General features: G+C 31.3%; 21 protein-coding genes. 15 read left to right on the top strand and 6 right to left on the bottom strand.

Going from position 1 to position 25,093, the window contains the following annotated elements; all coding sequences use genetic code 11:
• Positions 1-2 precede the first annotated feature (2 nt).
• The 3 genes from ABGB03_RS06905 to ABGB03_RS06915 are packed head-to-tail and all read left to right on the top strand — an operon-like array spanning position 3 to position 2,670.
• Positions 3-944, top strand: coding sequence for a DUF1835 domain-containing protein (locus tag ABGB03_RS06905; RefSeq protein ID WP_347925992.1), 942 nt, complete (start codon positions 3-5; stop codon positions 942-944).
• Positions 934-1,803, top strand: a complete 870-nt coding sequence (locus ABGB03_RS06910; RefSeq protein WP_347925994.1) for a nucleoside phosphorylase — start codon at positions 934-936, stop codon at positions 1,801-1,803. The genes ABGB03_RS06905 and ABGB03_RS06910 overlap by 11 nt, the downstream gene beginning before the upstream one ends.
• A complete protein-coding gene (locus tag ABGB03_RS06915) occupies positions 1,804-2,670 on the top strand; it encodes a substrate-binding domain-containing protein (protein ID WP_347925996.1) in 867 nt (288 codons plus the stop codon).
• Positions 2,671-2,996: 326 nt separating this feature from the next.
• Here ABGB03_RS06915 and ABGB03_RS06920 read toward each other — a convergent pair whose 3' ends face one another.
• From ABGB03_RS06920 to ychF, 4 genes are all read right to left on the bottom strand, one after another.
• Entirely contained in the window at positions 2,997-3,662 is a 666-nt protein-coding gene (locus ABGB03_RS06920; RefSeq protein WP_347925998.1) for a uracil-DNA glycosylase, read from the bottom strand.
• A 6-nt stretch (positions 3,663-3,668) separates the two neighbouring features.
• On the bottom strand, positions 3,669-6,323 hold the full coding sequence (locus ABGB03_RS06925) for a DNA gyrase/topoisomerase IV subunit A (RefSeq protein ID WP_347926000.1): 2,655 nt from the start codon (positions 6,321-6,323) through the stop codon (positions 3,669-3,671).
• A 2-nt stretch (positions 6,324-6,325) separates the two neighbouring features.
• Positions 6,326-8,185 (bottom strand): DNA topoisomerase IV subunit B, encoded by a 1,860-nt coding sequence (locus tag ABGB03_RS06930; RefSeq protein ID WP_347926002.1) that lies wholly within the window; start codon positions 8,183-8,185, stop codon positions 6,326-6,328.
• Between the two features lie 142 nt (positions 8,186-8,327).
• Positions 8,328-9,422: a redox-regulated ATPase YchF gene (gene ychF / locus ABGB03_RS06935; protein ID WP_347926003.1), complete on the bottom strand. Its 1,095-nt coding sequence runs from the start codon at positions 9,420-9,422 to the stop codon at positions 8,328-8,330.
• A 109-nt stretch (positions 9,423-9,531) separates the two neighbouring features.
• Here ychF and ABGB03_RS06940 point away from each other — a divergent pair, with 109 nt between their 5' ends.
• Both ABGB03_RS06940 and ABGB03_RS06945 read left to right on the top strand, forming a co-directional pair.
• On the top strand, positions 9,532-11,010 hold the full coding sequence (locus ABGB03_RS06940) for a carboxypeptidase-like regulatory domain-containing protein (protein ID WP_347926004.1): 1,479 nt from the start codon (positions 9,532-9,534) through the stop codon (positions 11,008-11,010).
• 428 nt (positions 11,011-11,438) lie between these two features.
• Entirely contained in the window at positions 11,439-11,660 is a 222-nt protein-coding gene (locus ABGB03_RS06945; RefSeq protein WP_347926006.1) for a DUF2892 domain-containing protein, read from the top strand.
• Between the two features lie 439 nt (positions 11,661-12,099).
• Here ABGB03_RS06945 and ABGB03_RS06950 read toward each other — a convergent pair whose 3' ends face one another.
• Entirely contained in the window at positions 12,100-12,453 is a 354-nt protein-coding gene (locus ABGB03_RS06950) for a 4Fe-4S dicluster domain-containing protein (protein ID WP_347926008.1), read from the bottom strand.
• 77 nt (positions 12,454-12,530) lie between these two features.
• On the opposite strand from ABGB03_RS06950, the gene ABGB03_RS06955 reads away from it, so the two are divergent.
• From ABGB03_RS06955 to ABGB03_RS06995, 9 genes are all read left to right on the top strand, one after another.
• On the top strand, positions 12,531-13,589 hold the full coding sequence (locus ABGB03_RS06955; RefSeq protein WP_347926010.1) for an acyl-CoA reductase: 1,059 nt from the start codon (positions 12,531-12,533) through the stop codon (positions 13,587-13,589).
• A gap of 73 nt (positions 13,590-13,662) precedes the next feature.
• Positions 13,663-14,727: a 3-phosphoserine/phosphohydroxythreonine transaminase gene (serC, locus tag ABGB03_RS06960; RefSeq protein WP_347926011.1), complete on the top strand. Its 1,065-nt coding sequence runs from the start codon at positions 13,663-13,665 to the stop codon at positions 14,725-14,727.
• A 7-nt stretch (positions 14,728-14,734) separates the two neighbouring features.
• Positions 14,735-15,685, top strand: a complete 951-nt coding sequence (locus ABGB03_RS06965) for a D-2-hydroxyacid dehydrogenase (protein ID WP_347926013.1) — start codon at positions 14,735-14,737, stop codon at positions 15,683-15,685.
• A 105-nt stretch (positions 15,686-15,790) separates the two neighbouring features.
• A complete protein-coding gene (locus tag ABGB03_RS06970; RefSeq protein ID WP_347926014.1) occupies positions 15,791-16,429 on the top strand; it encodes a DUF937 domain-containing protein in 639 nt (212 codons plus the stop codon).
• Positions 16,430-16,541: 112 nt separating this feature from the next.
• Complete coding sequence (locus tag ABGB03_RS06975; RefSeq protein WP_347926015.1) at positions 16,542-16,970, top strand: DUF6146 family protein; 429 nt, start codon at positions 16,542-16,544, stop codon at positions 16,968-16,970.
• A gap of 37 nt (positions 16,971-17,007) precedes the next feature.
• Positions 17,008-17,511, top strand: coding sequence for a DUF6787 family protein (locus ABGB03_RS06980; RefSeq protein WP_347926016.1), 504 nt, complete (start codon positions 17,008-17,010; stop codon positions 17,509-17,511).
• Between the two features lie 365 nt (positions 17,512-17,876).
• Positions 17,877-20,276, top strand: a complete 2,400-nt coding sequence (locus ABGB03_RS06985; protein WP_347926017.1) for a TonB-dependent receptor — start codon at positions 17,877-17,879, stop codon at positions 20,274-20,276.
• A gap of 18 nt (positions 20,277-20,294) precedes the next feature.
• Positions 20,295-20,858, top strand: coding sequence for a type 1 periplasmic binding fold superfamily protein (locus ABGB03_RS06990; protein WP_347926019.1), 564 nt, complete (start codon positions 20,295-20,297; stop codon positions 20,856-20,858).
• 233 nt (positions 20,859-21,091) lie between these two features.
• Positions 21,092-22,048 carry a prolyl oligopeptidase family serine peptidase gene (locus ABGB03_RS06995; protein WP_347926021.1) on the top strand — a complete coding sequence of 319 codons (957 nt, stop codon included), beginning with the start codon at positions 21,092-21,094 and terminating at the stop codon, positions 22,046-22,048.
• 82 nt (positions 22,049-22,130) lie between these two features.
• Here the strand turns inward: ABGB03_RS06995 and ABGB03_RS07000 are convergent, their stop codons facing one another.
• Complete coding sequence (locus ABGB03_RS07000) at positions 22,131-22,400, bottom strand: hypothetical protein (protein ID WP_347926023.1); 270 nt, start codon at positions 22,398-22,400, stop codon at positions 22,131-22,133.
• A 220-nt stretch (positions 22,401-22,620) separates the two neighbouring features.
• On the opposite strand from ABGB03_RS07000, the gene ABGB03_RS07005 reads away from it, so the two are divergent.
• A complete protein-coding gene (locus ABGB03_RS07005) occupies positions 22,621-25,065 on the top strand; it encodes a DUF5916 domain-containing protein (protein WP_347926025.1) in 2,445 nt (814 codons plus the stop codon).
• Positions 25,066-25,093 lie beyond the last annotated feature (28 nt).

The following is a 25,093-nucleotide window of genomic DNA, read 5'->3' on the forward strand; positions in this document are numbered from 1 at the left end:
AAATGGCAAAAAGTATTCTACATATTACAAATGGCTCTAGCCTTACAAGTTATTTAAAAGAGTTAAATTTTTCAGGAGATTTTATGACATGGCATGAAATGCTTTGTGAAGGACCAACTGTTGAACAAATAGACACACTCGATTTTATTAAAACAAGACGTGCTTTTCTAAATAAATTCTATAATATAGACATTGATGAATATCAATTTCATAGTGAATTAGAGATACTTGATGATGTAAAGAAATATTCTGAAATAATTTTATGGTTTGAATATGATTTGTTTTGCCATATAAATCTTCTTGCTGTTATTAGTTTGTTACAACAAAAGCAAGTCACTTTACCTTTGTTTTTAGTTTGTAGCGGCAGAATTAAGGGAGAACAAGATTTTAAAGGGTTGGGTGAATTAAATGAAAACCAACTAATTAATCATTATGAAAATAAAACAGAATTAAAAACTTCAGACATAGAACTTGCAAGTTCTATTTGGGAGATTTACTGTAAAAACGATCATAATTTATTAAAACCATATATTTTAAAAAGCTCCTCATTTAAATATTTAAACAGTTGTTTAAAAGCGCACTTAAAACGGTTTCCAAATTCTAGAAATGGTTTAGATAGACTTGAAGAGCATATCTTGGAAATTACTAGAGACAACAATATAAAATCCAAACATCATCTACTTGGCTATGTACTGAACTACCAAGGTTATTACGGTTATGGGGATATACAAATAAATCGTATGATTAATAATTTAGATATTTTCTTTAACGTAACAGATGAAAGGGTAGAATTAAATCGTAAAGGTCATGAAGCGTTATTGAATCAGCATAATTTTTCAAGTGAAATACATAATGATATTCAATTTGGAGGTGCAAAACGCTTAGAGTATCAATTTAATAAAAAGCAAAACAAACTTATAAAAACAGTATATAATGCCAATTAAAGAATCTGAACTTATTCTAAATCCTGACGGTAGCGTATACCACCTTAATTTAAAACCAGAGCATATTGCCGATACCATTATTTTTGTAGGTGATCAAGATCGTGTTTCTAAAATATCTAAATATTTTGATACTATCGAGTTTAAAACTCAAAAGCGTGAGTTTAAAACACACACAGGTACTTACAAAAAAAAGCGCTTTACAGTGATATCTACAGGTATTGGTCCAGACAATATTGATATTGTAATGAACGAGCTAGACGCCTTGGTAAATATTAATTTAGTAACTAGAAAACCGAAAAAAGAACTCAAGTCACTAAATATTGTGAGAATTGGAACCTCTGGTTCGCTTCAAAGCAATGTTCATGTAGACTCTTTCGTTTTAAGCACTCATGGTTTAGATTTAAATGGAATGCTACACTTCTATCAAATAGAAACAATCAGCAACCCTTCACTCGAAGATGCGTTTATAAAGCACACCAATTGGCATAGAAATAAAGCAAGACCAATAATAATTAGTAATAGTAAAACTCTGGAAGATCTTCTAGATAGTCCAAAAATGTATAAAGGTATTACTGCTACAGCTGGTGGTTTTTATGGACCTCAAGGGCGCGTGCTTAGGCTTCCTTTATTCGACAATGAGATGAATTCTAAAATGGATTCATTTAATCATGATGGGGTTAATATTACCAATTTTGAAATGGAAACTTCAGTTATTTATGGTTTATCAAAACTATTAGGACATAAGGCATGTTCTTTAAACGCGATTATTGCTAATAGAGCTAACGGAACTTTTAGTAAAGACCCTAAAAAAGCCGTTGAAGAACTTATAAAATATACCCTAAACAAATTAGTTTCATAAATGAGTGACGATTTTAAAACTGTAAGAATCGGAGGAGTTCCTGAGCATTTCAATTTAGCGTGGTATTTAACTCTTAAAAATAAAGAATACACAAAGGAAGGTATTAATTTACGATGGAAAGATTATTTTGGTGGTACTGGTCAAATGTGTAAAGCATTACGCGATAACGAAATTGATTTGGCGGTTATTTTAACCGAAGGTATTATTAAAGACATCATAGCAGGAAACAAATGCAAAATTGTGCAAGTTTTTGTTAAATCACCTTTGATTTGGGGAATTCATGTAGGGCAAAAATCCTCATATAATAACCTAGAAGATATAAAAGGTAAGAAGGCTGCAATAAGTCGTTATGGATCTGGATCACACTTGATGGCATATATAAATGCTCAAAATAATCATTGGAATTTAGAAACCGATTTGCATTTTGAAGTTGTTAAGAACTTAGACGGCGCGGTAGAAGCTCTCACTAATGAAACAGCAGATTATTTTTTATGGGAAAAATTCACAACAAAACCATTAGTAGACGATAATATTTTTAGGCATATTGATGATTGCCCTTCGCCTTGGCCTTGTTTTGTGATTGCTGTAAGGGAAGAATTCTTAGAAAATCACAAAGAATGCTTAAAAACTATTTTAAGTATTATAAATACTACAACTAGGGAGTTTAAAGACATTCCTTCTATTGACGTTACTATTGCAAATAGATATGATCAAAAATTAGAAGATGTACAGAAATGGTTGAAATTAACTGAGTGGTCACAAAGCAATTTAGACATCGAGACAGTAAACAATGTTCAAGAGCAACTTTTAGCTTTAAACATTATCCCGAAAAAATTACCTTTTAACCAATTGGTAATCAATATTTAACGTTTTTAATCTTAAAAGTAGGAGTTTTTAACGAATACTTGTTATATACGTAGTTATACGTATTGTTTCATGTTATTATTTTATTTACCTTTATTAACATATGTTAACATGGTTTTTGCATTTCATCGAATTTATTTGTATTTTGCCGAAACAATGTTACCCAAATCCCTAGTATATGATTTATAAAATTACATTAATCCTTTTAATTTTAGTAGCAATAAATTTTGTTTTATTGTTTTTTAGTACAAATAAAATTAAGAGATTTTCGAAACCTAAAAAAGCTAAAGTCAGTAGACCACTAGAGCTTAAAAATGCACCAAAAACTATTACCACAAGACAGGTTCCAAGCCGTTTGTCTCCAACAGGTAGTTAGTTTTGCTAAAGTGTTTATTACCAAACCAATACCCTCTATTTGCACTTAATGGAGAAGGATGCCCTGACATTAAAACATGATGCTTTTTAGTGCTAATGAGCTTAACTTTTCGTTTAGCAAAACCACCCCAAAGTAAAAACACAACATCTTCTTTATTTTTTGAAATTGCTGTAATTACAGCGTCAGTGAATTGCTCCCAACCTTTATTTTGATGGCTTCCAGCTTGATGTGCCCTAACTGTTAGTGTAGCATTTAACAATAATACACCTTGATCTGCCCAATGGGTTAAATCTCCACTTTTTGGGTAAGTTTTTTTTAAGTCCTCTTCTAATTCCTTAAAAATATTGATTAATGATGGAGGGTGATTTATACCATCTTGAACTGAAAAGCACAAACCGTTGGCTTGATTTTCACCATGATATGGGTCTTGTCCAATAATAACTACTTTTAAATTATCAAATGTACAATGATCAAAAGCAGCAAAAATTTCTTTGCCTGGAGGAAAACATTGATGTGTTTTATATTCTTTCTTTACAAAATTGACCAGGTCAGCAAAATAAGGCTTAACAAATTCGTCTTGTAAATGAGTTCTCCAACTTTTGTGAATATTAACGTTCATAAAATATTAAAACAACGTAATCTGCCCTTCATCATCAATATCAAGGCCTTTTGATGCTTCACCATTGCTAGATGGTTTTATATTGGAATCACCTTCTTTTATATCATTATCGATAACCTCTTCATCTACGACCTCTATGTCATCTGCAGGAATATCCTCTGGTGCTTCATAAGGTAAAGAATCTAATAAATTAATTTGATTTATCTTATCTTTAGTTAATTGATTTCCAAGTGCATTAATTCCTTTTATTGCAATAAATTCTTCAAGATTTATTTCTAAATTATCTTTTCTGTCCTTACCTCTTTCTTTAGCAAATACTACTTCAGCCATTGGTCTCCAATCGGTAGATACTATCTCTAATTGTGAATTATCATTTTCGGTGATAAAACTTTCAATTTTATTCTCATTTTCTACTAAGAATCGCTTTACATAGTAACGCTCTTTGTCACCATCATAATAGATAACAGAAATTGGCTTCTTAGGAATCCATTTTTCCATCACGATCATATCACTATCAAAACGAGCAGTAATTTCTGGCATAATTGTTTTTACTAATCCTGCTTGCGTGATGACAAGTATTCTATCCTCACCTCTAAATTCACCAACAAGTTCACCTCTGCCATCGACATTTAAACGTTGTATAGTATCGTCAAACCATATTTTTCGTGGTTTTAAGGTGCTAACGCCTTTCTCTTTAAGTTCAATACGTTTTACTGTATATTTTGTAACTAGATTCCCTTTAGAAGCACGTCCTTTAATAATAATATCAGCAAAATCAATATCCCATTTAAGTTTCTTGATACTTCCCGCTTGTCTCAACATCACAGTTACTACTTCAGCTTCACCATTTGGATTTGCAGAAAAATAATGCACTATTGAGTTGCTACTTCCATTTGTTAAATCATACTCTCTATCTCTAGTTATAGAAGTTACTGCAAAACGTTTAATATACGATGGGCCTCCTTTACCATCACGATAAATTAAATTGTATATAGTACGTTTGTCTTTTTTCTTAAATACAGCTACATGTATGATGTTTTTACCCACAAAGGTTTTTGCGTCTACCTTTGTAATCATCATTTTACCATCATTAGTAAATACAATGATATCATCTATATCACTACAATCACATACATATTCATCACGACGCAAGGATGTACCAATAAAACCCTCTTCCCTATTCACATAAAGCTTCGTATTCCTAATAACTACTTTTGTGGCATCTACGTCATCAAATACACGAATTTCTGTTTTACGTTCTCTACCTTTACCGTATTCCTTTTTTAATCTGGTAAAATAGGCAATAGCATAATCAATTAAATTTGCTAAATGATGTTTCACCTCTGCAATTTGATCTTCAAGAGCGTCAATTTTTTGTTGCGCTTTATCAATATCGAATTTTGATATACGCTTGATTCTAATCTCTGTTAATCTAGCAATATCTTCATCGGTAACAGCTCTTTTTAAATGTTTTATATGTGGCTGAAGCCCTTTGTCTATTGCTCTAATAACGCCTTCCCAAGTTTCCTCTTCTTCAATATCACGGTATATTCTATTTTCAATAAATATGCGTTCTAAGGACGCGAAATGCCATTGTTCTTCAAACTCACCGAGTTTTATTTCTAGCTCTTGTTTTAATAACTGGACTGTATTGTCAGTCGAGCGACGTAACATTTCAGTAACACCAACAAAAAATGGCTTATTGTCTTCAATAACACAACCTAAAGGCGAAATTGAGGTTTCACAATTTGTAAAAGCATATAAAGCATCAATTGTTTTATCTGGAGAAATCCCTGAAGGCAAATGCACTAATATTTCAACATCAGCAGCAGTATTGTCTTCAATCTTTTTAATCTTGATTTTTCCTTTATCATTCGCCTTTAAAATAGAATCTATTAAAGATGAGGTATTTGTTCCAAAAGGAATTTCGGTAATCACTAATGTGTTTTTATCGTATTGCGAAATCTTCGCTCTAACACGTACTTTTCCTCCTCTTAAACCATCATTATAATTAGTGAAATCGGCTATTCCAGCTGTTGGAAAATCTGGTAATATAGTAAATCGTTTTCCTTGAAGGTGCTTTACTGAAGCATCGATCAATTCTATAAAATTATGTGGTAAAATTTTGGTCGACAACCCAACTGCAATTCCTTCTCCTCCTTGAGCTAAAAGCAATGGGAACATCACAGGAAGGTTAACAGGCTCTTTACGCCTACCATCATATGAAGCCTGCCATTCTGTGATTTTAGGATTGTAAACAACGTCTAAAGCAAATTTTGATAATCGTGCTTCGATATAACGTGATGCAGCAGCCCTATCTCCTGTTAGAATATTTCCCCAATTTCCTTGAGTGTCTATTAATAAATCTTTCTGACCAATTTGAACCATAGCATCGGCAATACTAGCATCACCATGAGGATGATATTGCATGGTATGACCAACGATGTTTGCTACTTTATTATAACGACCATCATCCAAATCTTTCATGGAGTGCATAATACGTCGCTGTACAGGTTTAAAACCATCTTCAATGGCAGGAACTGCACGTTCTAGTATAACATACGATGCATAGTCCAAAAACCAATCTTTGTACATTCCTGTAACTTTGGTAATGGTTTCTTGGTTGTCCTCTGGTATATTATTTAAGTTGTCTTCTATCATTTTTAATTTTCTTCCTCAACTAAATCTAGCTCAACTTTTAAATTATTGATAATAAATTCCTGTCTTGTTGGTGTGTTTTTTCCCATATAAAAAGAGAGTAATTCTTCTATTGACATTTCTTTATCTAACATAACAGGATCTAAACGTATATCTTCACCAATAAAATGCACAAACTCGTCAGGCGATATTTCTCCCAAACCTTTAAATCGTGTAATCTCAGGTTTTGGCTTTAGTTTTTCAATTGCCTCTCTTCTCTCTTCTTCAGAATAACAATAAACAGTTTCTTTTTTATTTCTAACCCTAAATAATGGCGTTTGTAAAATGTACAAATGACCTTCTTTGATTACTTCAGGAAAAAATTGAAGGAAGAATGTAATTAATAACAACCTAATATGCATACCATCAACATCAGCATCTGTTGCTATTACGACATTGTTATAACGTAAATCTTCTAAAGATTCTTCTATATTTAAAGCAGCTTGAAGTAAGTTAAATTCTTCATTTTCATAGACAATTTTCTTGCTTAGTCCATAGCAATTTAAAGGCTTTCCTTTTAAGCTAAAAACTGCTTGCGTATTCACATCTCGCGATTTTGTAATACTTCCAGAAGCTGAATCTCCCTCAGTAATAAACAAAGTCGTTTCAAGGTTACGCTCGTTTTTAGTGTCTCCAAAGTGTACACGACAATCTCTCAGTTTTTTATTGTGTAGACTCGCTTTCTTAGCTCTATCTTTTGCTAACTTTCTAATACCCGATAATTCTTTACGCTCACGTTCGGCTTGGAGAATTTTTCGTTGAATTTTTTCAGCTATATCAGGATTTTTATGCAAGAAATTATCAAGCTGCGTTTTTAAGAAATCATTAATATAGGTTCTAACTGTTGGAAGATCACCTCCCATATCAGTCGATCCTAATTTTGTTTTTGTTTGACTTTCAAAAACAGGTTCCATCACTTTTATAGAAACTGCTGAAACCACCGATTTTCTAATATCTGACGCTTCGTAATTTTTCCCATAAAACTCTCTAATGGTTTTAACCAAAGCCTCTCTAAAAGCCGATAAATGCGTACCTCCTTGAGTTGTATTTTGACCATTAACAAACGAATGATACTCCTCACTATATTGCGTTTTACTATGCGTTAAAGCAACTTCAATATCATTTCCCCGTAAATGAATAATTGGATATAATCTATCAGACTCATTTATGTTGTCGCTTAATAAATCTTTAAGACCATTTTCACTGTAAAATTTTTCACCATTAAAAACAATGGTTAATCCTGGGTTTAAGTACACATAGTTTTTGAGCATTTTTGCCACATACTCATTTCTGTACTTATAATTTTTAAATATAACTTCGTCAGGAATAAAAGACACTTTTGTTCCTTTTCTACGTGATGTATCTTCCAGTAAATCTTGATTGGTTAGATTCCCTTGTTCAAACTCGGCAGAAGCAGATTTTCCTTCACGTGTAGATTCTACTCTAAAATAGGTAGAAAGCGCATTTACAGCCTTTGTACCCACCCCATTTAGTCCAACAGATTTCTTAAATGCCTTGGAGTCATACTTTCCACCTGTATTCATTTTAGAAACTACATCAACAACTTTTCCTAATGGAATACCTCGACCATAATCTCTCACAATCACTTTGTTACCTTGAATGGAAATCTCAATAGTTTTTCCAGCTCCCATAACATATTCATCAATAGAATTATCGAGAACTTCTTTTACAAGAATATATATACCATCATCTGGCGAAGACCCATCACCAAGTTTACCAATATACATCCCTGGACGCATTCGGATGTGCTCTTTCCAGTCGAGCGAACGTATATTATCTTCGGTATATTTGGTTTCTTGAGACATAAATTTGTTGAGAAATTTGACAGGCTGCTAATATAACACAACACTATAAAAAATGAAACAATGAAGTTACAAAGTAATTAACAAAAAACAGCCAATATTGTTGAGAACATTGGCTAATTCAGTTTATTTTATAAATACAGTTCTAAACATTAAACAAGAAATGCATTACATCACCATCTTTAACCACATAATTTTTTCCTTCAACACGCATTTTTCCAGCTTCTTTTACTTTTGCTTCACTTCCATAAGACACATAATCGTCATAGCTTATAACTTCGGCTCTAATAAAACCTTTTTCAAAGTCTGTATGAATTACTCCTGCTGCTTGAGGAGCCGTAGCACCAATATCTATAGTCCAAGCACGAACCTCCTTAACTCCAGCAGTGAAATATGTTTGTTGGTTTAATAGCTTGTATGCAGAACGGATTAACTTGGAAGATCCAGGCTCATCTAATCCTATATCATCCAAAAACATTTGACGTTCTTCGTAATCATCTAATTCATTAATATCTGCTTCAGTACCAACAGCAAGGACTAAAACTTCTGCGTTTTCATCTTTTACAGCTTCTTTTATTTGATCTACATAGGCATTTCCAGAAACAGCAGCTTTTTCATCAACATTACATACATACATTACTGGCTTATCTGTAATAAACTGTAAGGGTTTTACGTAAGTTAGATAATCATCTTCACTAAAATTCAAAGCTCTAATAGATGTTCCTGCCTCTAAACCACTTTTTATAGCTAATAAAACAGCTTCTTCTTTTTGAGCATCTTTATTTCCAGTTTTTGCTGCACGCTTAACTTTGTCCAACTTCTTTTCGGTAGTTTCTAAATCTTTTAATTGCAATTCGAAATCTATAGTTTCCTTGTCTCTAATTGGGTTTATGTTTCCATCTACATGCACAATGTTATCGTTATCAAAGCAACGCACAACATGTAAAATCGCATCTGTTTCCCTAATATTTGCAAGAAATTGATTTCCTAACCCTTCTCCTTTACTTGCACCTTTCACCAAACCTGCTATATCAACAATCTCTACAGTTGCTGGTAAAACACGTTCTGGATTCACTAGTTCTTCTAACTTTTTTAGTCTAGGATCTGGAACATTAACAACACCAATATTTGGTTCGATAGTGCAAAAGGGAAAATTAGCACTTTGCGCTTTTGCATTGGATAGACAATTAAACAATGTTGATTTTCCAACATTTGGTAACCCTACGATTCCAGCTTTCATATATTTAATTTTGAGGTCGCAAATGTAACTATTTTAACAAGAATTTTAAATACTAAACGTTACAAATACGTAATTTAATCGTCTACTTTATAAAACCATCAATCCTTACATGAAAACTTATCTTTCAATTATTGCTGTATTATTTGTTAATCTTATTATTGCTCAAAGTTTAACGGCTAAAGTTATTGATGCTAACAATAACCCTATTCCGTTTGCGACAGTCCAAACTGCTGAAAATTCTGGTGTCATAACTAATGAAGAAGGTGTTTTTACAATTAACCTTGAGGATGTCACTTCCAATGAAATTACTTTTAGTTGTTTAGGATTTGCGTCACGAACTATTTCCATTGAATCTATTAAAAACAATGGTAATACTATTGTTTTGGAAGAGTATATTGACGAACTAGGAAAAGTGTTTTTAAGCACTACAACACCTAATGCAGACGATATCATACAGAAGGTAAACAATAACCTTTCAAAAAATTATAGCAATGAGAATCAAACAATTCAATTTTTTCATCGCAATACAGCTTATGCAGATTTTGATAGATTTGAAGCAAAAATAACAAAGGCTTCTGGTATGAGAAGAAAGCAGCATCAAGGCTTTAATAAAAGTTTGGACTCCTTAACAAAAACCATTGTTAACAGTAACACAATGTATTTTCAAGATTACTTGGGTGATTTAATGATAAAGAACAGAAAAGAAGCTAAATTAAAAATACATAAGGCTACAAGTTTAGTAGACAACAGTAAGAATTTCTCATTAGATAATGTGCAAACTAAAGCACAAGATTTAATTTTAAGATATTTGGATACTACCCTTACTTATAAATTAAAAACTGGAATTATTAAAGTTGAAGATTCTATGTCCTTAAAATCAAACAATGATAAAAATAAGGATAAAGAGAACATATATGATGTAAAAAACCTGAAAGGCGAAACTCATGGTTTATTGCATGATGCGCAAACGTATAATGATTCATTTTTAAAGAAGATTATAAACCCAGAATCATACAACTATGAGTTTATTAATGTTACTAGTTTTAATAATGAATTAGTCTATATTATTGGGTTTAAACCTAGAAAGGCTAAATCTAAATATGCAGGAAAACTGTATATAACAGATGAAACTTTTGCTGTTATTAAATTAGATTACGACTTTGGTAAAGGCAAAAGAGGTGAGAAATTCAATTTAAAATTATTACTAGGCATAAAATATGTAGAAAACATAAATAAAGGCACTATTATCTATCAAAGAAATGCTGATAGCACCTACAGTCCAAAATATATGAATCAAGAAGAAGGACGTTACTTTTATGTGAATAGACCAATAAAGTTCATCGAAAACAGTAGAGAAAAGAATAAAGTTAGTTTTAATTTTCTAATTGAAGGGAGTGCCAAATCTAAAATAGAACTGTTTATCATTAATAAATCACCTTTAAATGCAAGTGAATTTACCTCGTATACTGAGCTTGAAGATGTACCATATCAAAAATTAAAACAGTATGACCCTTCTATCTGGAAAGCTTATAATGCTATTGAACCTTTAGAAGAAATGAAACGTTTTAAGAGTAGTGAAGATAATTAAAAATTTTGAACGAATTTTTGGTTTCGTATAACGGTTTGTGTAAGGAAAGTTCGCAAACAAAGCACTGACCTTTGATTAAGCACTAAAATAGTGTTTTCCTACAGAATTGATTTTTAAAGCATCAAATTAACAGTTGCGCTTCGCTTTGATTATAAGGCATATGAGTGAGATTTTTTTCTTTTTAGAGCCCAGTGAGTAATCTGCGCAAGCATCTCCATATATGGTAATTGTGTGATTAAGCAACTAAATTAGTGACGATTTAAACAATTTTTCCACACAAATTCCTTTCTATATCTTTTAGCATAAATAGAACAACTTCTCCAGACATAAAAACTTATAAATACGTTATATTTCTTGGAGAATATAAATATAATATTAGAAAAAAATATTATATTTATATTGTCAGGAAAAATTTTGCATAAAAAACTATGATAAAATTCAAAAAAAATATGAGTAATTTTGATAGACTTGTAAGGTTTATAGTCTCTGTATTATTATTATCATTGTTTTTTATTGGAGAAATTAGAGGTGTTTTGGGTGTTCTATTAATTATAGTTTCATTTATGTTTTCTTTTGCTAGCATAACTGCTTTCTGCCCTTTTTACAAAAGCGTTAACTTTAAAACAAATAAATCAGACGACTACTTTTAATACCAATTAAAGATCAAAATGAAGCATAGAAAACGATATTGCTTTTTATTTTTTATTGCAGACTTGGTTTTTAAAGCACAAAATTATGGCATAACGAAAATCAGCCCTCAGTAGCATTTGCATTCTGTTTGGCATTAGTTCGTTTTTTGTTTTTTAAGTATTTTGATTTGTCGTCAATAAGGACAGTCGTACGTAACAGTTCCTCTTTACTTTGGTCAGAAGGCGTATGAGTAAGGTTTTTTCACTTTTTTAAACCACTTTTTAGGTGATGTTTATTCAATTTGTCCTAGCTTTCAAGTGTATAAACTTTTTTAATTGTTTATACACAACATAATACGAAGTTAGTTTTTATTAATATTATCTAAGCATTAAACACTAAAACTTATAAACAAAAAAATCCTAAGCAAAAGCTTAGAATTTTTGTATAATTAGAAATCGATTAATCTTCTGGATGCATAAAACGTTGTTTACCTAATAAAACATCTTCAGTTTCAACATTATCTTCATCTGGCACACAACAATCTACAGGACAAACTGCTGCACATTGTGGCTCCTCATGAAAGCCTTTACATTCAGTGCATTTATCTGGAACTATATAGTATATTTCATCACTTACTGGCTCTTGAGCTTCATCAGCATCAACTTCTTTTCCATTTGGCAATATTACATTCCCCTTTAAGCTGGTGCCATCATTATATCTCCAATCATCAGCACCTTCATATATAGCAGTATTAGGACATTCTGGTTCGCAAGCCCCACAGTTTATACATTCATCTGTAATTATGATTGCCATAACAATTTTTCTTTTTAGTTTGCTTAAATTTGCAGCTGCAAAAATAAAGCCAAAACAATTCATAACCAAACGTTATAATGAATTTAGAACAAAGAATAAATGCCTTTACCGAATTAGGTGTATTCCTTAGTCAATTCTCTAAAGAAAAAATTGAAAAAGCAAAAAATGCTAAGCATAATGATTTGTTTTTTGATGGGTTTAAACATCAAATCAAATTAGCAAATGAACATAATGGATGGTTTACAAACGATAATATTTTATTTGCAATTGAAGGATGGTCTAAGTCATTATTAAACAGCAACATTAAGCAATGGTTAGAAAACTATAACTTTAATAATTGTAAAAACAAAAATGTTGCCATAATTATGGCTGGAAACATTCCTCTAGTTGGATTTCATGACTTTATTTCTGTATTAATATCAGGCCACAATGTTTTGGTAAAACAATCGTCAAACGACAAACATTTATTGCCCTTTTTGGCAAAGTATTTAGAGTATGTTGAGCCAAATTTTAAGAATAAAATAACATTTACAGAAGAGAAACTAGAAGGGTTTGATGCAGTAATTGCAACTGGAAGTGATAACACTGCTAGATATTTTGAATACTATTTTAAAGATAAACCATCAATTATTCGAAAAAACAGAAACTCAGTAGCAGTTTTAAAAGGTAATGAAACTAAAGAGCAGCTAGAAAAGTTATCTGAAGACATTTTTAGATATTATGGTTTGGGCTGTCGCAATGTATCTAAACTATTTGTGCCAAAGAACTATGATTTCAAAGACTTTTTTGAAGCAATATATAAATGGCATCCAATAATAAATCAAGCGAAGTACGCCAACAATTATGACTACAACAAAGCAGTATACTTAATGAGTGAGTTTGATATGCTTGAAAACGGATTTTTAATGATTAAGGAAGACTTAAGCTACTCCTCACCTATTGCAACCTTGTTTTATGAGTACTACGACACAGAAACAACTTTAAAGAACAAACTAATATCAGATAAAGGAAAAATTCAATGTGTTGTATCTAATAGTTTTATTGATGATGAAATTAATTTTGGAAAAACTCAAAATCCAGAATTATGGGATTATGCAGATAACATAGACACAATTGCTTTTTTGTTAAATATTTAATATAAAATTTATCAATTTCTTACCAAATAATATATAATAAATTTAGACCTTTAATGCAGTAAAAAATATACCAATGAAAAAACATAATTTTAGTGCTGGCCCTTGTATCTTACCTCAAGAAGTGCTGTTAAAATCATCTACAGCTGTAATGGATTTTAATGATAGTGGATTATCTTTAATAGAAATATCGCACCGTAGTAAAGACTTTGTAGATGTTATGGAAAAAGCTAGATCCTTAGCCTTAGAACTATTGGGTTTAGAAGGTAAAGGCTACAAAGCTTTATTCTTGCAAGGTGGTGCTAGTACGCAGTTTTTAATGGTAGCTCTCAATCTTCTTGAAAAAAGAGCTGGTTATTTAAATACTGGTACTTGGAGTGACAAAGCTATTAAAGAGGCTCAGATTTATGATGATATATATGAAGTAGCATCTTCTAAGAATGCAAACTTTAACTATATACCAAAAGGATATGATATTCCTTCGGATTATGATTATTTTCACTGCACCTCAAACAATACTATTTTTGGAACACAAATGAAGTCTTTTCCAAATTCACCAATACCAATGGTATGTGATATGAGTAGTGATATTTTTTCTCGTGAACTAGATTTTTCTAAGTTTGATTTAATTTACGCTGGAGCTCAAAAAAATATGGGTCCAGCAGGAACAACGCTTGTAGTAATTAAGGAGGATGTTTTAGGGAAAGTTTCTCGTAAAATTCCATCAATGATGGATTATAAAGTGCATATAAGTAAAAGTAGTATGTTTAATACACCTCCTGTTTTCTCTGTATATGTATCTATGCTAACCTTAGAATGGTTAAAAAATTTAGGAGGCATTTCTGCTATAGAAAAAGAAAATAATAAAAAAGCTCAGTTAATCTATTCTGAAATTGATTTAAACCCATTATTTAAAGGGTATGCAACTAAAGAAGATCGATCTAATATGAATGCAACTTTTAACTTAGTAAACGAAGATTTAAAGGAAACCTTCGAAACAATGCTAAAAGAAGGTAACATAAATGGTTTAAATGGACATAGAAGTGTTGGAGGCTACAGAGCCTCTATGTACAATGCTTTACCTTTAGAAAGTGTACAAGTATTAGTGGAAATAATGAGTGATTTAGAAACAAAAGCATAATAAATAAATGAAGGTTTTAGCAAACGACGGTGTTTCACAAAGTGGAATTGATGTTTTAACAGCTGCTGGTTTTGAAGTAAACACAACAACAGTAGCACAAGAACAATTAGTTAATTACATTAATGAAAATACAATTGATGTATTATTAGTAAGAAGTGCGACAACAGTTAGAAAAGAAGTAATTGATGCTTGCCCATCTTTAAAGATTATTGGACGAGGTGGTGTAGGTATGGATAATATTGATGTAGATTATGCTAGAAAAAAAGGTGTTCATGTTATAAACACCCCTTCTGCATCGTCAAATTCAGTAGCTGAATTAGTATTTGCACATTTATTTGGAGGTGTACGTTTTCTTTACGATTCGAACCGAAATATGCCATTAGATGGTGATACTAAATTTAAGAATTTAAAGAAAAATTACGCAAAAGGAGTAGAATTAAGAGGTAAAACTCTAGGTATTATTGGTTTTGGGCGTATTGGTCGTGAAGTTGCCAAAATTGCCTTAGGAGTTGGAATGAAAGTTATTGCTAGCGATAAATTTGTTGGTAAAGCAACTATTAAAGTTGAATTCTATAACGGTCAATACATAAATGTAGAAATAGAGACAGAACCAATGAAAGATGTTCTTAAGCATTCTGATTTTATTACCTTACATGTACCTGCGCAAAAAGACTATGTAATTGGTAAAAAACAATTAGATATGATGAAAGATGGTGTAGGTATTGTTAATGCAGCTCGTGGAGGAGTGATTGATGAAGTTGCCTTAGTTGCAGCTTTAGAAACTGGAAAGGTTGCTTTTGCAGGATTAGATACCTTCGAAGAAGAACCTACTCCAGCCGTACAAGTACTAATGAATACTAAAATATCATTAACACCTCATATTGGAGCAGCTACTAATGAAGCTCAAGATAGAATTGGCGAAGAATTAGCTTCGCAAATAATTAGTATTCTTAGGTAGAAAAAAATTATATGTGACCAAAAAGGTATATTTGAGTCCTAACTATAGATGTTAGGACTTTTTTGTACCTTAACACATTATCATTAACCATATTAAATTTAAATTATGTCAGGAATTTTAGACTTGCTAAACAGCGATTTAGGAAAAACAATTATTAGTGGAGTATCCAACCAAACTGGACAAGATCAAAACAAAACAAGCGGATTATTAACAATGGCTTTACCAGTATTAATGCAAGCTATGAAAAAAAATGCTTCAACACCAGAAGGAGCTCAAGGGCTTTTAGGAGCACTCGATAATAAGCATGACGGAAGTATTCTAGATAATTTAGGAGGTCTTTTTGGAGGTGGCGTTTCTAATGATGTTATGGACGATGGTGGTAAAATATTAGGTCACGTTTTAGGAAACAAACAACGCAATGTTGAAAATGCATTGAGTCAAAAATCTGGTATAGATGCTGGTTCTGTAGCACAAATTTTAAAAGTGGCAGCACCAATATTAATGGGTGTTTTAGGTAAACAAAAAAGAGAACAACAAGTTACAGACTCTAGTGGTGTAGAAAGCCTTTTAGGCGGTCTTTTAAAAGGAAATTCACCTCAACAGGAGCAAAGTTTTCTTGAATCTATGCTTGATGCTGACGGTGATGGAAGTGTTATTGATGATGTAGCAGGAATGGTTTTAGGTGGTAATAAAAAGAAAGGCGGACTTGGAGGATTACTAGGAGGCCTTTTCGGAAAGAGATAATAAATAATATCATTATTTAAAAGCTAGGTATCTATTTGATATCTAGCTTTTTTGTGTTAAAAAGTCAAGAGTTATGGAACAATTTTTGTAACTTTAAGAGAAAACAAAGAAAATGAAAAACACTCTTTTAATCCTTTTAATTTGTTTTGGTGTAATAAGCTGTAAAACTTCAAAAAAAGTAAATTCGAATAAGGAAATTTCAACGATTGAACAAGACACAATACGAATAGCTAACGATGAGTTAGAATATGAAATAATTATCATTGAACCAGGATTTAATACATGGTTACTTAGTACAGCAAAGCCTGAGGGTTACTACTCTCAACAGTTTTTAGAAACTAGAAATCAACTCTTTGTTTCCGAATGGAATAGTAGAGTTTTACAACCTCACAGGTATAATCCTAGTTTGTATGAAATGCAAATAGATTATCAGCCAAACATTAATTATGGCTATGAGGTTAATTATAAACTTTATAATTATTTTATCTATTTCCAATTAAATTACAAACAACAATTAACAGGTTTTACACCAAGAATTTAATAGAACACTTATATTTGTGGCATATTTTAAAAGTGTCATGAAAAAATTTAAAGAACGTTGGGAAATAAAAAAAAACTGGCAACTCATTTTTCCTTTTTTAGCTGTAGTGTTACTTGCATATAGTTCTTACAAATTATCAGGAATCTTTTTTGATAGACACAAAACACCTAATATCTCTTATCTAATAGCACTTTCTTCAGTACTCTATTTTTCTTTGCTGAAGTTTTTTATTTTTTGCTTCAAAAAACTAGAAAACAAATGGATTGTTGACTATAAATGGGAAATGATTCGTATTTTTATAGTTTTTGCTATTACAGGAACCTCATCCGTTTTTGTTGGCAGACCAATTATTAAGTTATTGGGAATTACTAAAGAAAACCTAAATGTTTTTGTCTATTGGTTTCTTTATATTATTATTGGCCTAATTTTCTATCAAATCCTATTAGTAACTATTGGTTGGCTTTTGGGTCAGTTTAAATTTTTCTGGGATTTTGAAAAGAAAATGCTAAAGCGTTTCGGACTCAAACGATTTTTTAAATAATGAGCAGGTATAAAAAAAGTATAATTTTTAAAAGCGTAATCATCACTTTAGTGATAACGCTTTTAGTACCTTCTTTTGTAAAACTAGCTCACGCATTTGAAAATCACAAACACGAAATCTGTGTAACCCCACAAAAATCACATTTTCATGAGTATAATATAGATTGTGAATTCTATAAATTTAAATTAAATAAGTCATATTATAGTTTATACGAATACAATGAATTGGTTATTAAACCAGTATCCTTAAAGATAAACGCTTCATTTTATAATTTTCAAAATAGTCACAAAAAATTATCTTTCTCTCTTCGCGGGCCGCCAGCGTTAGTTTAATTATAAAACATTTTTAAACTAGAAATCGACACCATGAAATACTATTTATTGCTGCTAATTTGTTGTTTTTACAACACAATTAGTAGTCAAAATTGCAACTCCAATTTTTCAGGAGTAGTTCAAGACTTTCATGATGGTACTCCAATAATAGCTGCTACCGTCTATATAGAAAGTCTAAAAAAATATACAACCACAGATAATAATGGCAAATTCTTATTCGAGAATCTTTGCGATGGAGAAATTGAAGTTATTGTTTCCCATATATCATGTGAAACAAAGCGATTGAATATTGAAATTAAAGGAAACTCTTACTTTAAGGTCAGTTTAGAGCATCACATCGAGGAGCTTGGAGAAATAAAAATTGAAGGGAAGTCTAATAATATACTAACAAAGACATCCCAAGAAACACTATTAAAGTCTGAAAGCTTGGAAAGATTTAGTGCTTCTAGTCTTGGAGATGCCTTAAAACTGGTAAGTGGTGTATCTTCTATTAATACAGGAAACTCTATTGTAAAACCTGTTATTAATGGATTGCATAGTAGTAGAGTTGTAGTAATGACTAATGGTGTACGATTACAAGACCAAGAATGGGGAATTGAGCACGCACCAAATATAGACCTTAATACAGCTGGAAGTATTAATGTAATAAAAGGTGCTAATGCATTAGCTTATGGTGGAGATGCAATTGGTGGAGTTATTGTTTTGAAGCCCTCAAGAGTTAGCTTAAAGGATTCCTTATATGGAAAAACAATAATTAGTGGTCAAACTAATGGTCGAGGTTTTAGTGCTAATTCTTCATTAACTAAAACTTATCAAAAGGGATGGTTTATGGGAGCACAAGCATCTCTTAAACGCTTCGGAGATTTTGAATCTCCTAAGTACAATTTGACTAACACAGGCTTAAATTCAAAAGGGTTTTCGTTAAATGGAGGCTACAAATCTTTTGAGCAAGGCTTTAACGTATATTATAGTTTTTTAGATAATGAAATAGCTATTTTAAAAGCATCGCATATCGGTAATATTGAGGATTTAGTTAATGCTATTAACAGTCAAAATCCATTGGTTATAGAGAAGTTTAGTTATGATATTAACCCTCCGCGCCAAGAAGTTACACATCAAATTATAAAAGCTGATTTTTATAAGCGGTTTGAGAATTTTGGTCGTCTGGAAGCTCAATATGATTTCCAGAATAATCAACGATATGAATATGATATTCGTGTAGGAGATGATAAAAATAAACCTGCAATTGACTTGACACTAAAAACTCACTCATTTAGAACAAGTCTAAAGGTAGACTCTAATAGTAGTAGTACTTATGAGTTTGGTTTTAATGCTGGTTTTCAAGATAATTTTGCTAACCCAGATACTGGTGTTAGACGCTTAATCCCTGATTATGACAAATATGATTTTGGCGTCTTTGCTATCACTAGCCTAAAACCAAATGAAAACACGAATATTGATTTTGGAATTCGCTATGATTTTAACAGAATTGATGCAAAAAAATTCTATTTATCCAGTCGTTGGAGTGAAAGAGATTACGATAAAGATTTTTCTGATATCGTGATTGATGATTTGGGGACACAATTGTTAACAAACCCAATTTTTAATTATCACAATATATCAGCTTCAATGGGTGTGTCTTATAAAATTGATGAAAAAAGCTCAATGATTTTTAATTATGGTCTATCTAATAGAGCGCCAAATCCTGCTGAATTATTTAGTGACGGTTTGCATCATTCGGCTGCTAGAATTGAACTAGGTGACTTACGTATTAAACAAGAAACATCCAATAGGGTTTCTGGGGTTTATAGGTATGAAAACAACGCATTTTATATTAATATTGAACCATTTTATAATCATATAAAGGATTATATTTTTATAGAACCAACATCTACTGAGCAAACCTTACGAGGTGCTTTTCCAGTTTGGAGTTATAATCAAACAAACGCCTCTTTATATGGTATAGATATAGCGTCAAACTATAAGTTTAATCAACAATGGTCTTTCAATCATAAGTCTTCTTTCATAAAAGGAAGAGATTTAAAACAACGTATTGCATTAATAGATATGCCTTCTTTTAAAACAGTTAATATTATTAGCTATTCAAATAGTAAATGGCTCAATTTTAATTCTGAATTACAAAGTGAGTTAATATTAAGGCAAAACGATTACCCAAATTATAACTTTGAAGTATATGTACCTACTACAGAAGAGTTTGTAGAGGTAGATGTAAGTACGCCTCCACCTACTTATCATTTATTACACTTTCAAAGTGATATAACTCTTAATCTATCAACAAAAACAGATCTAAACATAGGTCTTAACATAACAAATGTTTTTAATATATCGTACAGAGAATATCTAAATAGATCGCGATATTTTTCTGATGATTTAGGAAGGAACATCATGTTACAATTAAAATTAAATTATTAATAATTAAAAAATATAAAAATGAAATTATTTAAAAAAATATCAATAGTATTATTAGCTACAATTATATTCACGGCATGTTCTGATGATGACAATCCAACTCCTGTAAATGAAGAAGAAGTAATCACTACGTTAACTGCTACGCTTACACCAGTTGCTGGCGGAGATGTAATAACATTACAAACTAGAGATTTAGATGGAGATGGTCCTAATGCTCCTGTAGTTACAGTCTCAGGAAATTTAGCTGCTAATACAACTTATAATGGAAGTTTAGAATTGTTAAATGAAACCGAAAACCCTGCTGAGTCTATTAATGAAGAAATTGAAGAGGAAGATGATGAACATCAATTTTTCTATCAAGCAACTAATAGTATCGCAACTTTTACTTATTCAGATACTGATGGTGATGGAAATCCTATCGGTTTAGAGTTTCAATTAGTTACTTCCACAGCTGCTACTGGAAATATTACAATTACTTTACGTCATGAGCCAAATAAAGAAGCTGCTGGTGTGAGTGATGGCGATATTACTAATGCTGGAGGAGAAACTGATATACAAGCAGTATTTCCAGTTACTGTTCAATAATAGTATAAATAAAAAAACTCTTTCAAATTGAAAGAGTTTTTTTTTATTTAATTCTAATTACTTCTCTTTTACAGTAAACTTAATACATAATCTTATAGCTGAATTAGTATTGGTTAAACATCTAGAAAAGACAACTCTTTTCTATAAAATGATGTGGACTATTCTCTTAACTCTCATCCAATTATTAAGTGTATTAATTAAGCTGATATTGAGGTTAAATAATATAAAATATTATGTTTAAAAAAATATTAATTACTATTCTATTTGCTAATCAAATAGTTACTTACGGACAATCAAGCCTAATAAATGTCCTTGAAGAAAAAATTAAAACACCATATGAAGAAACCAGTAATATAAGTAAATATAGATACGATAGTATATCATATGAAGCTACAAGAAAACAAAACGACTATATTTTCGAAAGTTTCAAATATAAAAGTGATAACCTTAAAATTGAAGGTTTTTTATGTAGACCAAGAAATGTTAGCAACAAAAAAATACCAGTAATAATATATAATCGTGGAGGTACAGGCAATTTTGGTAAGGTTACTGAAGAAGACTTTCCTGATTTTTATGCTCTAGCCAAAGAAGGATTTGTTGTATTTGCATCTAACTATAGATATGTTGGAAAAAATGGGTTTTATGATCAATTAGGAGGAGATGATATTAATGATGTAGTTAATTTATATAAAACTCTCTTGAAAATAGACTATGTAGATACTAATAACATATTCATGTTTGGCATTTCCAGAGGTGGATTAATGACCTATAAAAGTTTAACAAAAATCAACGTTAATGCAGCTGTAGTAATTGGCGGTGTTGCAAATTTTGAAGAGGGAGCTAAAAAACGTCCCATATTCTTAAAAGGTTGGTCTGACTTATCAGAAGAGGAAAACTATAAAGGATTAGAAAATATTTTACCAAATTTTGATAAAAAACGTGTAGAATACTTAAAAGATCGTTCGGCAGTTGAATGGGCTTACAGAATAAACACCCCCATTTTTATACTACACTCAAGACAAGATGGTAGGGTTCCTGTAGAAGGCGCTCTACAACTTGCTTTAGAATTTCAAAAATACGATAAACCTTATAAGCTTAAGGTTTATGATAAAAAAAGCCACTCCTTACCATATTCAAAGTTTGATTCTTTTAATGAAGCTATTAAATGGTTTAAAAGTTATATGAAATAACCTTATAAACTAAAACTATTTTAAGTGTTAAGTTCGTATAGATACACATAACTTAATACAAATTTACACTTAAAATAGTTTACTACTTTACTTCAATAATCTTCTCTTCATTTTTAAAAACATAACTATACAACCACATTAATGTAAAGGTTGGCACAATGTCTAGAAAAGGCATTGCTTCTTCTATAAATACAATAGCTCCAGCTATTTTACCTGTTTTACCTTTGTAAAGTTTAGTCATTAAATAACCTGCTAATGGTGCCCAAATAATATCAAATGGTGGAAATACAAACGATACATATCCCAAGGCATCAAATACCAAGCAAAGAGCAAGTTTTTTATATTTATTCATAGTAATAAAGTATTTACTAAAATTATAACAAGAAACATACCAAGTTTATTATAGTGTCAAAAACGGTATAGGCTCTCTTAAACTAGTATTAACACTAATTTTTTGTTTTTAACGTTTACTTATGAAAAAGCAGCAAATACTCTTTTAATTTTACAAAATGTAACATTCGAGATTTTTGTTAGTCTTTGTAAAGAACATACATCTAATCAATCAAAAAACAATGAAAAACACACTTTTTGTGTTGGTTGCATTTTTATGCATCTCAACTATCTCATCACAGGAAAAAAAATTCGTAAACCTTAAAAGAGCCAAAATAGCACCTAAAATTGATGGTGTTTTAGACGATCAAGCTTGGCAAGAAGCTGAAGAAGCAAAAGACTTCGTACAATTTAGGCCTGATGTTGGAGTTAAAGAAACTCTAGATGAGCAAACTATTGTAAAAGTTACTTATGATGATAATGCTGTTTATTTTTCGGCATTTATGCGTGACGATCCTTCAAAAATCATGAAGCAGTTTACAACACGTGATAATTTTGGTCAAGCCGATTTTTTCTTAATATCAATAAATCCAAACAATGATGGACAAAATGACACTGAGTTTTTGGTATTTACTACTGGAACGCAAGCCGATGCAATAGTAACTTCCAATGGTAATGAAGATTGGGGTTGGAACGCAGTTTGGGATAGTGCTGTTAAAATAGTTGAAAACGGTTGGATTGCAGAAATCAAGATTCCCTACTCTGCATTACGTTTTTCGAACCAAGAGGTACAAACTTGGGGAATTAATTACCATAGACGTTATATGAGAGACAATCGCCAATATACATGGAACCCTATAGATCTAGCTTCTGGAAAAAAAATTGGTTTAATGCATGGCGAAATACGTGGTATTGAAAATATAAATCCCCCAACAAGATTAAGCTTGTATCCATTTGCATCAGCGATAACAAGAAGTTTTGATGGTGAAAACGATAGTGATGCTAACTTTGGTATGGATATAAAATATGGCATTACCGAAAATTTCACCCTGGATGCGACATTAGTTCCAGATTTTAGTCAAGCAGGTTTTGATGATGTAGAGCTAAACCTTGGTCCTTTTGAACAAGAGTTTTCAGAACAACGACAGTTTTTTACTGAGGGTGTAGACCTCTTCAGTAAAGGTAATCTATTCTATTCTAGACGTATTGGTAATAGCCCTAGCGCATACCCAACACTTGGCGCTAACGAAAGCGTTACTAAATATCCAAACAATGTAAAAGTAATAAATGCATTAAAACTCTCTGGAAGAACAAAGGAAGGTTTAGGAGTCGCATTTTTTAATGCCATTACCGAGAAAACCGAAGCGACAATTAAAGACAATACCTCTCAAAACACTAGAAAAGAAGTAGTTGAACCTCTTGCTAACTATAATATTTTAGTGGTTGATAAACAGTTTAATGGTAACTCATCCGTTAGTTTAGTAAATACTAATGTAATGCGTGATGGAGGTTTTAGAGACGCAAATGTTACAGCTGGGTTGTTTGATATTAATAATAAGAAAAACACGTATAATTATGAAGGAGCGATAAAAGTTAGTAATGTAAATTATAAAGGAATAGATGAAACAACTACTGGTGTGAGTGGTGGTTTAGGATTTAATAAAATTAGTGGTAATTATAGATTTGGTGTTGATTACGAAATGGCTGATAAAAAATTTGACATCAATGACATGGGAATTCAATTTAGAAATAATTTTAGCAACTTTTCTACTTACGCCTCATATCAAACATTTAAGCCTACCGAAAAGCTTAATAATTATAGAATAAATATGTGGTTTAACTACGAACGCTTATTTAGACCAAGCACTTATACAAACAAAAATTTAGGTATTAACTTTAATGCACAAACCAAAAAACTGCTCAATTTTGGTGGAAATATGAATTGGCAAATTGGAAAACAATTTGACTATTGGGAGCCAAGAACCGATGGTCGCTATTTTACTTTTAACAACGGCTTTAATATGAATGCTTGGATTGGCACTAATAGAGCAAAAAAATTCTCATTTATGACGCGTCAAGGATTTGCAACACTTTTTGATAAAGATCGCAATGTGTTTGTCCACTTTTGGGCTGTAGACCCTACAATTAGACTGACTGATAAATTTAGTTTGAGTTATTCGTATCAATATGATCGTGGTAATGGTGGACGAGGCTATGTAACAACAGCTAACAACGACGACATTATCTTTGGGGAACGTTTGCAAAAAACGATTACTAATAGTATTTCTGGTAATTATAATTTCAATTCATTTCATGGCTTATCGCTAACATTTAGAAATTATTGGTCAACTGTAGATTACGATTACGACTTGTATACCTTAGAAAATGATGGAAGCACCATAAATACTAGTGGTTATAATGTAGATAATATTGGTTTTAACCCTAATGTAAATTTCAATACTTGGAATTTAGATTTTAGATATTCATGGCAATTCGCTCCTGGAAGTCAGTTAACAGCTTTATATAGGAATTCGTTATTCAATTTTGATAATATGTCAAAAGAAAACTTTTTTAATAGTATAGATACACTTTTCGATCAGCCAATAGAACATATATTCTCACTACGTATGGTGTATTATATAGATTATAACAATATTAAAAACGTATTCAAAAAGAAGAATAGTTAACAATCGTATTTTTTTCTGTAAAAAAAGA

It is taken from the genome of Pontimicrobium sp. SW4 (genome assembly GCF_039954625.1).
Lineage (GTDB): Bacteria > Bacteroidota > Bacteroidia > Flavobacteriales > Flavobacteriaceae > Pontimicrobium.

Coding starts and splice junctions, on each gene's coding strand:
- ABGB03_RS06905 (WP_347925992.1), top strand. CDS start 3: ATGGCAAAAAGTATTCTACATATTACAAATGGCTCTAGCCTTACAAGT.
- ABGB03_RS06910 (WP_347925994.1), top strand. CDS start 934: ATGCCAATTAAAGAATCTGAACTTATTCTAAATCCTGACGGTAGCGTA.
- ABGB03_RS06915 (WP_347925996.1), top strand. CDS start 1,804: ATGAGTGACGATTTTAAAACTGTAAGAATCGGAGGAGTTCCTGAGCAT.
- ABGB03_RS06920 (WP_347925998.1), bottom strand. CDS start 3,662: ATGAACGTTAATATTCACAAAAGTTGGAGAACTCATTTACAAGACGAA.
- ABGB03_RS06925 (WP_347926000.1), bottom strand. CDS start 6,323: ATGATAGAAGACAACTTAAATAATATACCAGAGGACAACCAAGAAACC.
- ABGB03_RS06930 (WP_347926002.1), bottom strand. CDS start 8,185: ATGTCTCAAGAAACCAAATATACCGAAGATAATATACGTTCGCTCGAC.
- ychF (WP_347926003.1), bottom strand. CDS start 9,422: ATGAAAGCTGGAATCGTAGGGTTACCAAATGTTGGAAAATCAACATTG.
- ABGB03_RS06940 (WP_347926004.1), top strand. CDS start 9,532: ATGAAAACTTATCTTTCAATTATTGCTGTATTATTTGTTAATCTTATT.
- ABGB03_RS06945 (WP_347926006.1), top strand. CDS start 11,439: ATGATAAAATTCAAAAAAAATATGAGTAATTTTGATAGACTTGTAAGG.
- ABGB03_RS06950 (WP_347926008.1), bottom strand. CDS start 12,453: ATGGCAATCATAATTACAGATGAATGTATAAACTGTGGGGCTTGCGAA.
- ABGB03_RS06955 (WP_347926010.1), top strand. CDS start 12,531: ATGAATTTAGAACAAAGAATAAATGCCTTTACCGAATTAGGTGTATTC.
- serC (WP_347926011.1), top strand. CDS start 13,663: ATGAAAAAACATAATTTTAGTGCTGGCCCTTGTATCTTACCTCAAGAA.
- ABGB03_RS06965 (WP_347926013.1), top strand. CDS start 14,735: ATGAAGGTTTTAGCAAACGACGGTGTTTCACAAAGTGGAATTGATGTT.
- ABGB03_RS06970 (WP_347926014.1), top strand. CDS start 15,791: ATGTCAGGAATTTTAGACTTGCTAAACAGCGATTTAGGAAAAACAATT.
- ABGB03_RS06975 (WP_347926015.1), top strand. CDS start 16,542: ATGAAAAACACTCTTTTAATCCTTTTAATTTGTTTTGGTGTAATAAGC.
- ABGB03_RS06980 (WP_347926016.1), top strand. CDS start 17,008: ATGAAAAAATTTAAAGAACGTTGGGAAATAAAAAAAAACTGGCAACTC.
- ABGB03_RS06985 (WP_347926017.1), top strand. CDS start 17,877: ATGAAATACTATTTATTGCTGCTAATTTGTTGTTTTTACAACACAATT.
- ABGB03_RS06990 (WP_347926019.1), top strand. CDS start 20,295: ATGAAATTATTTAAAAAAATATCAATAGTATTATTAGCTACAATTATA.
- ABGB03_RS06995 (WP_347926021.1), top strand. CDS start 21,092: ATGTTTAAAAAAATATTAATTACTATTCTATTTGCTAATCAAATAGTT.
- ABGB03_RS07000 (WP_347926023.1), bottom strand. CDS start 22,400: ATGAATAAATATAAAAAACTTGCTCTTTGCTTGGTATTTGATGCCTTG.
- ABGB03_RS07005 (WP_347926025.1), top strand. CDS start 22,621: ATGAAAAACACACTTTTTGTGTTGGTTGCATTTTTATGCATCTCAACT.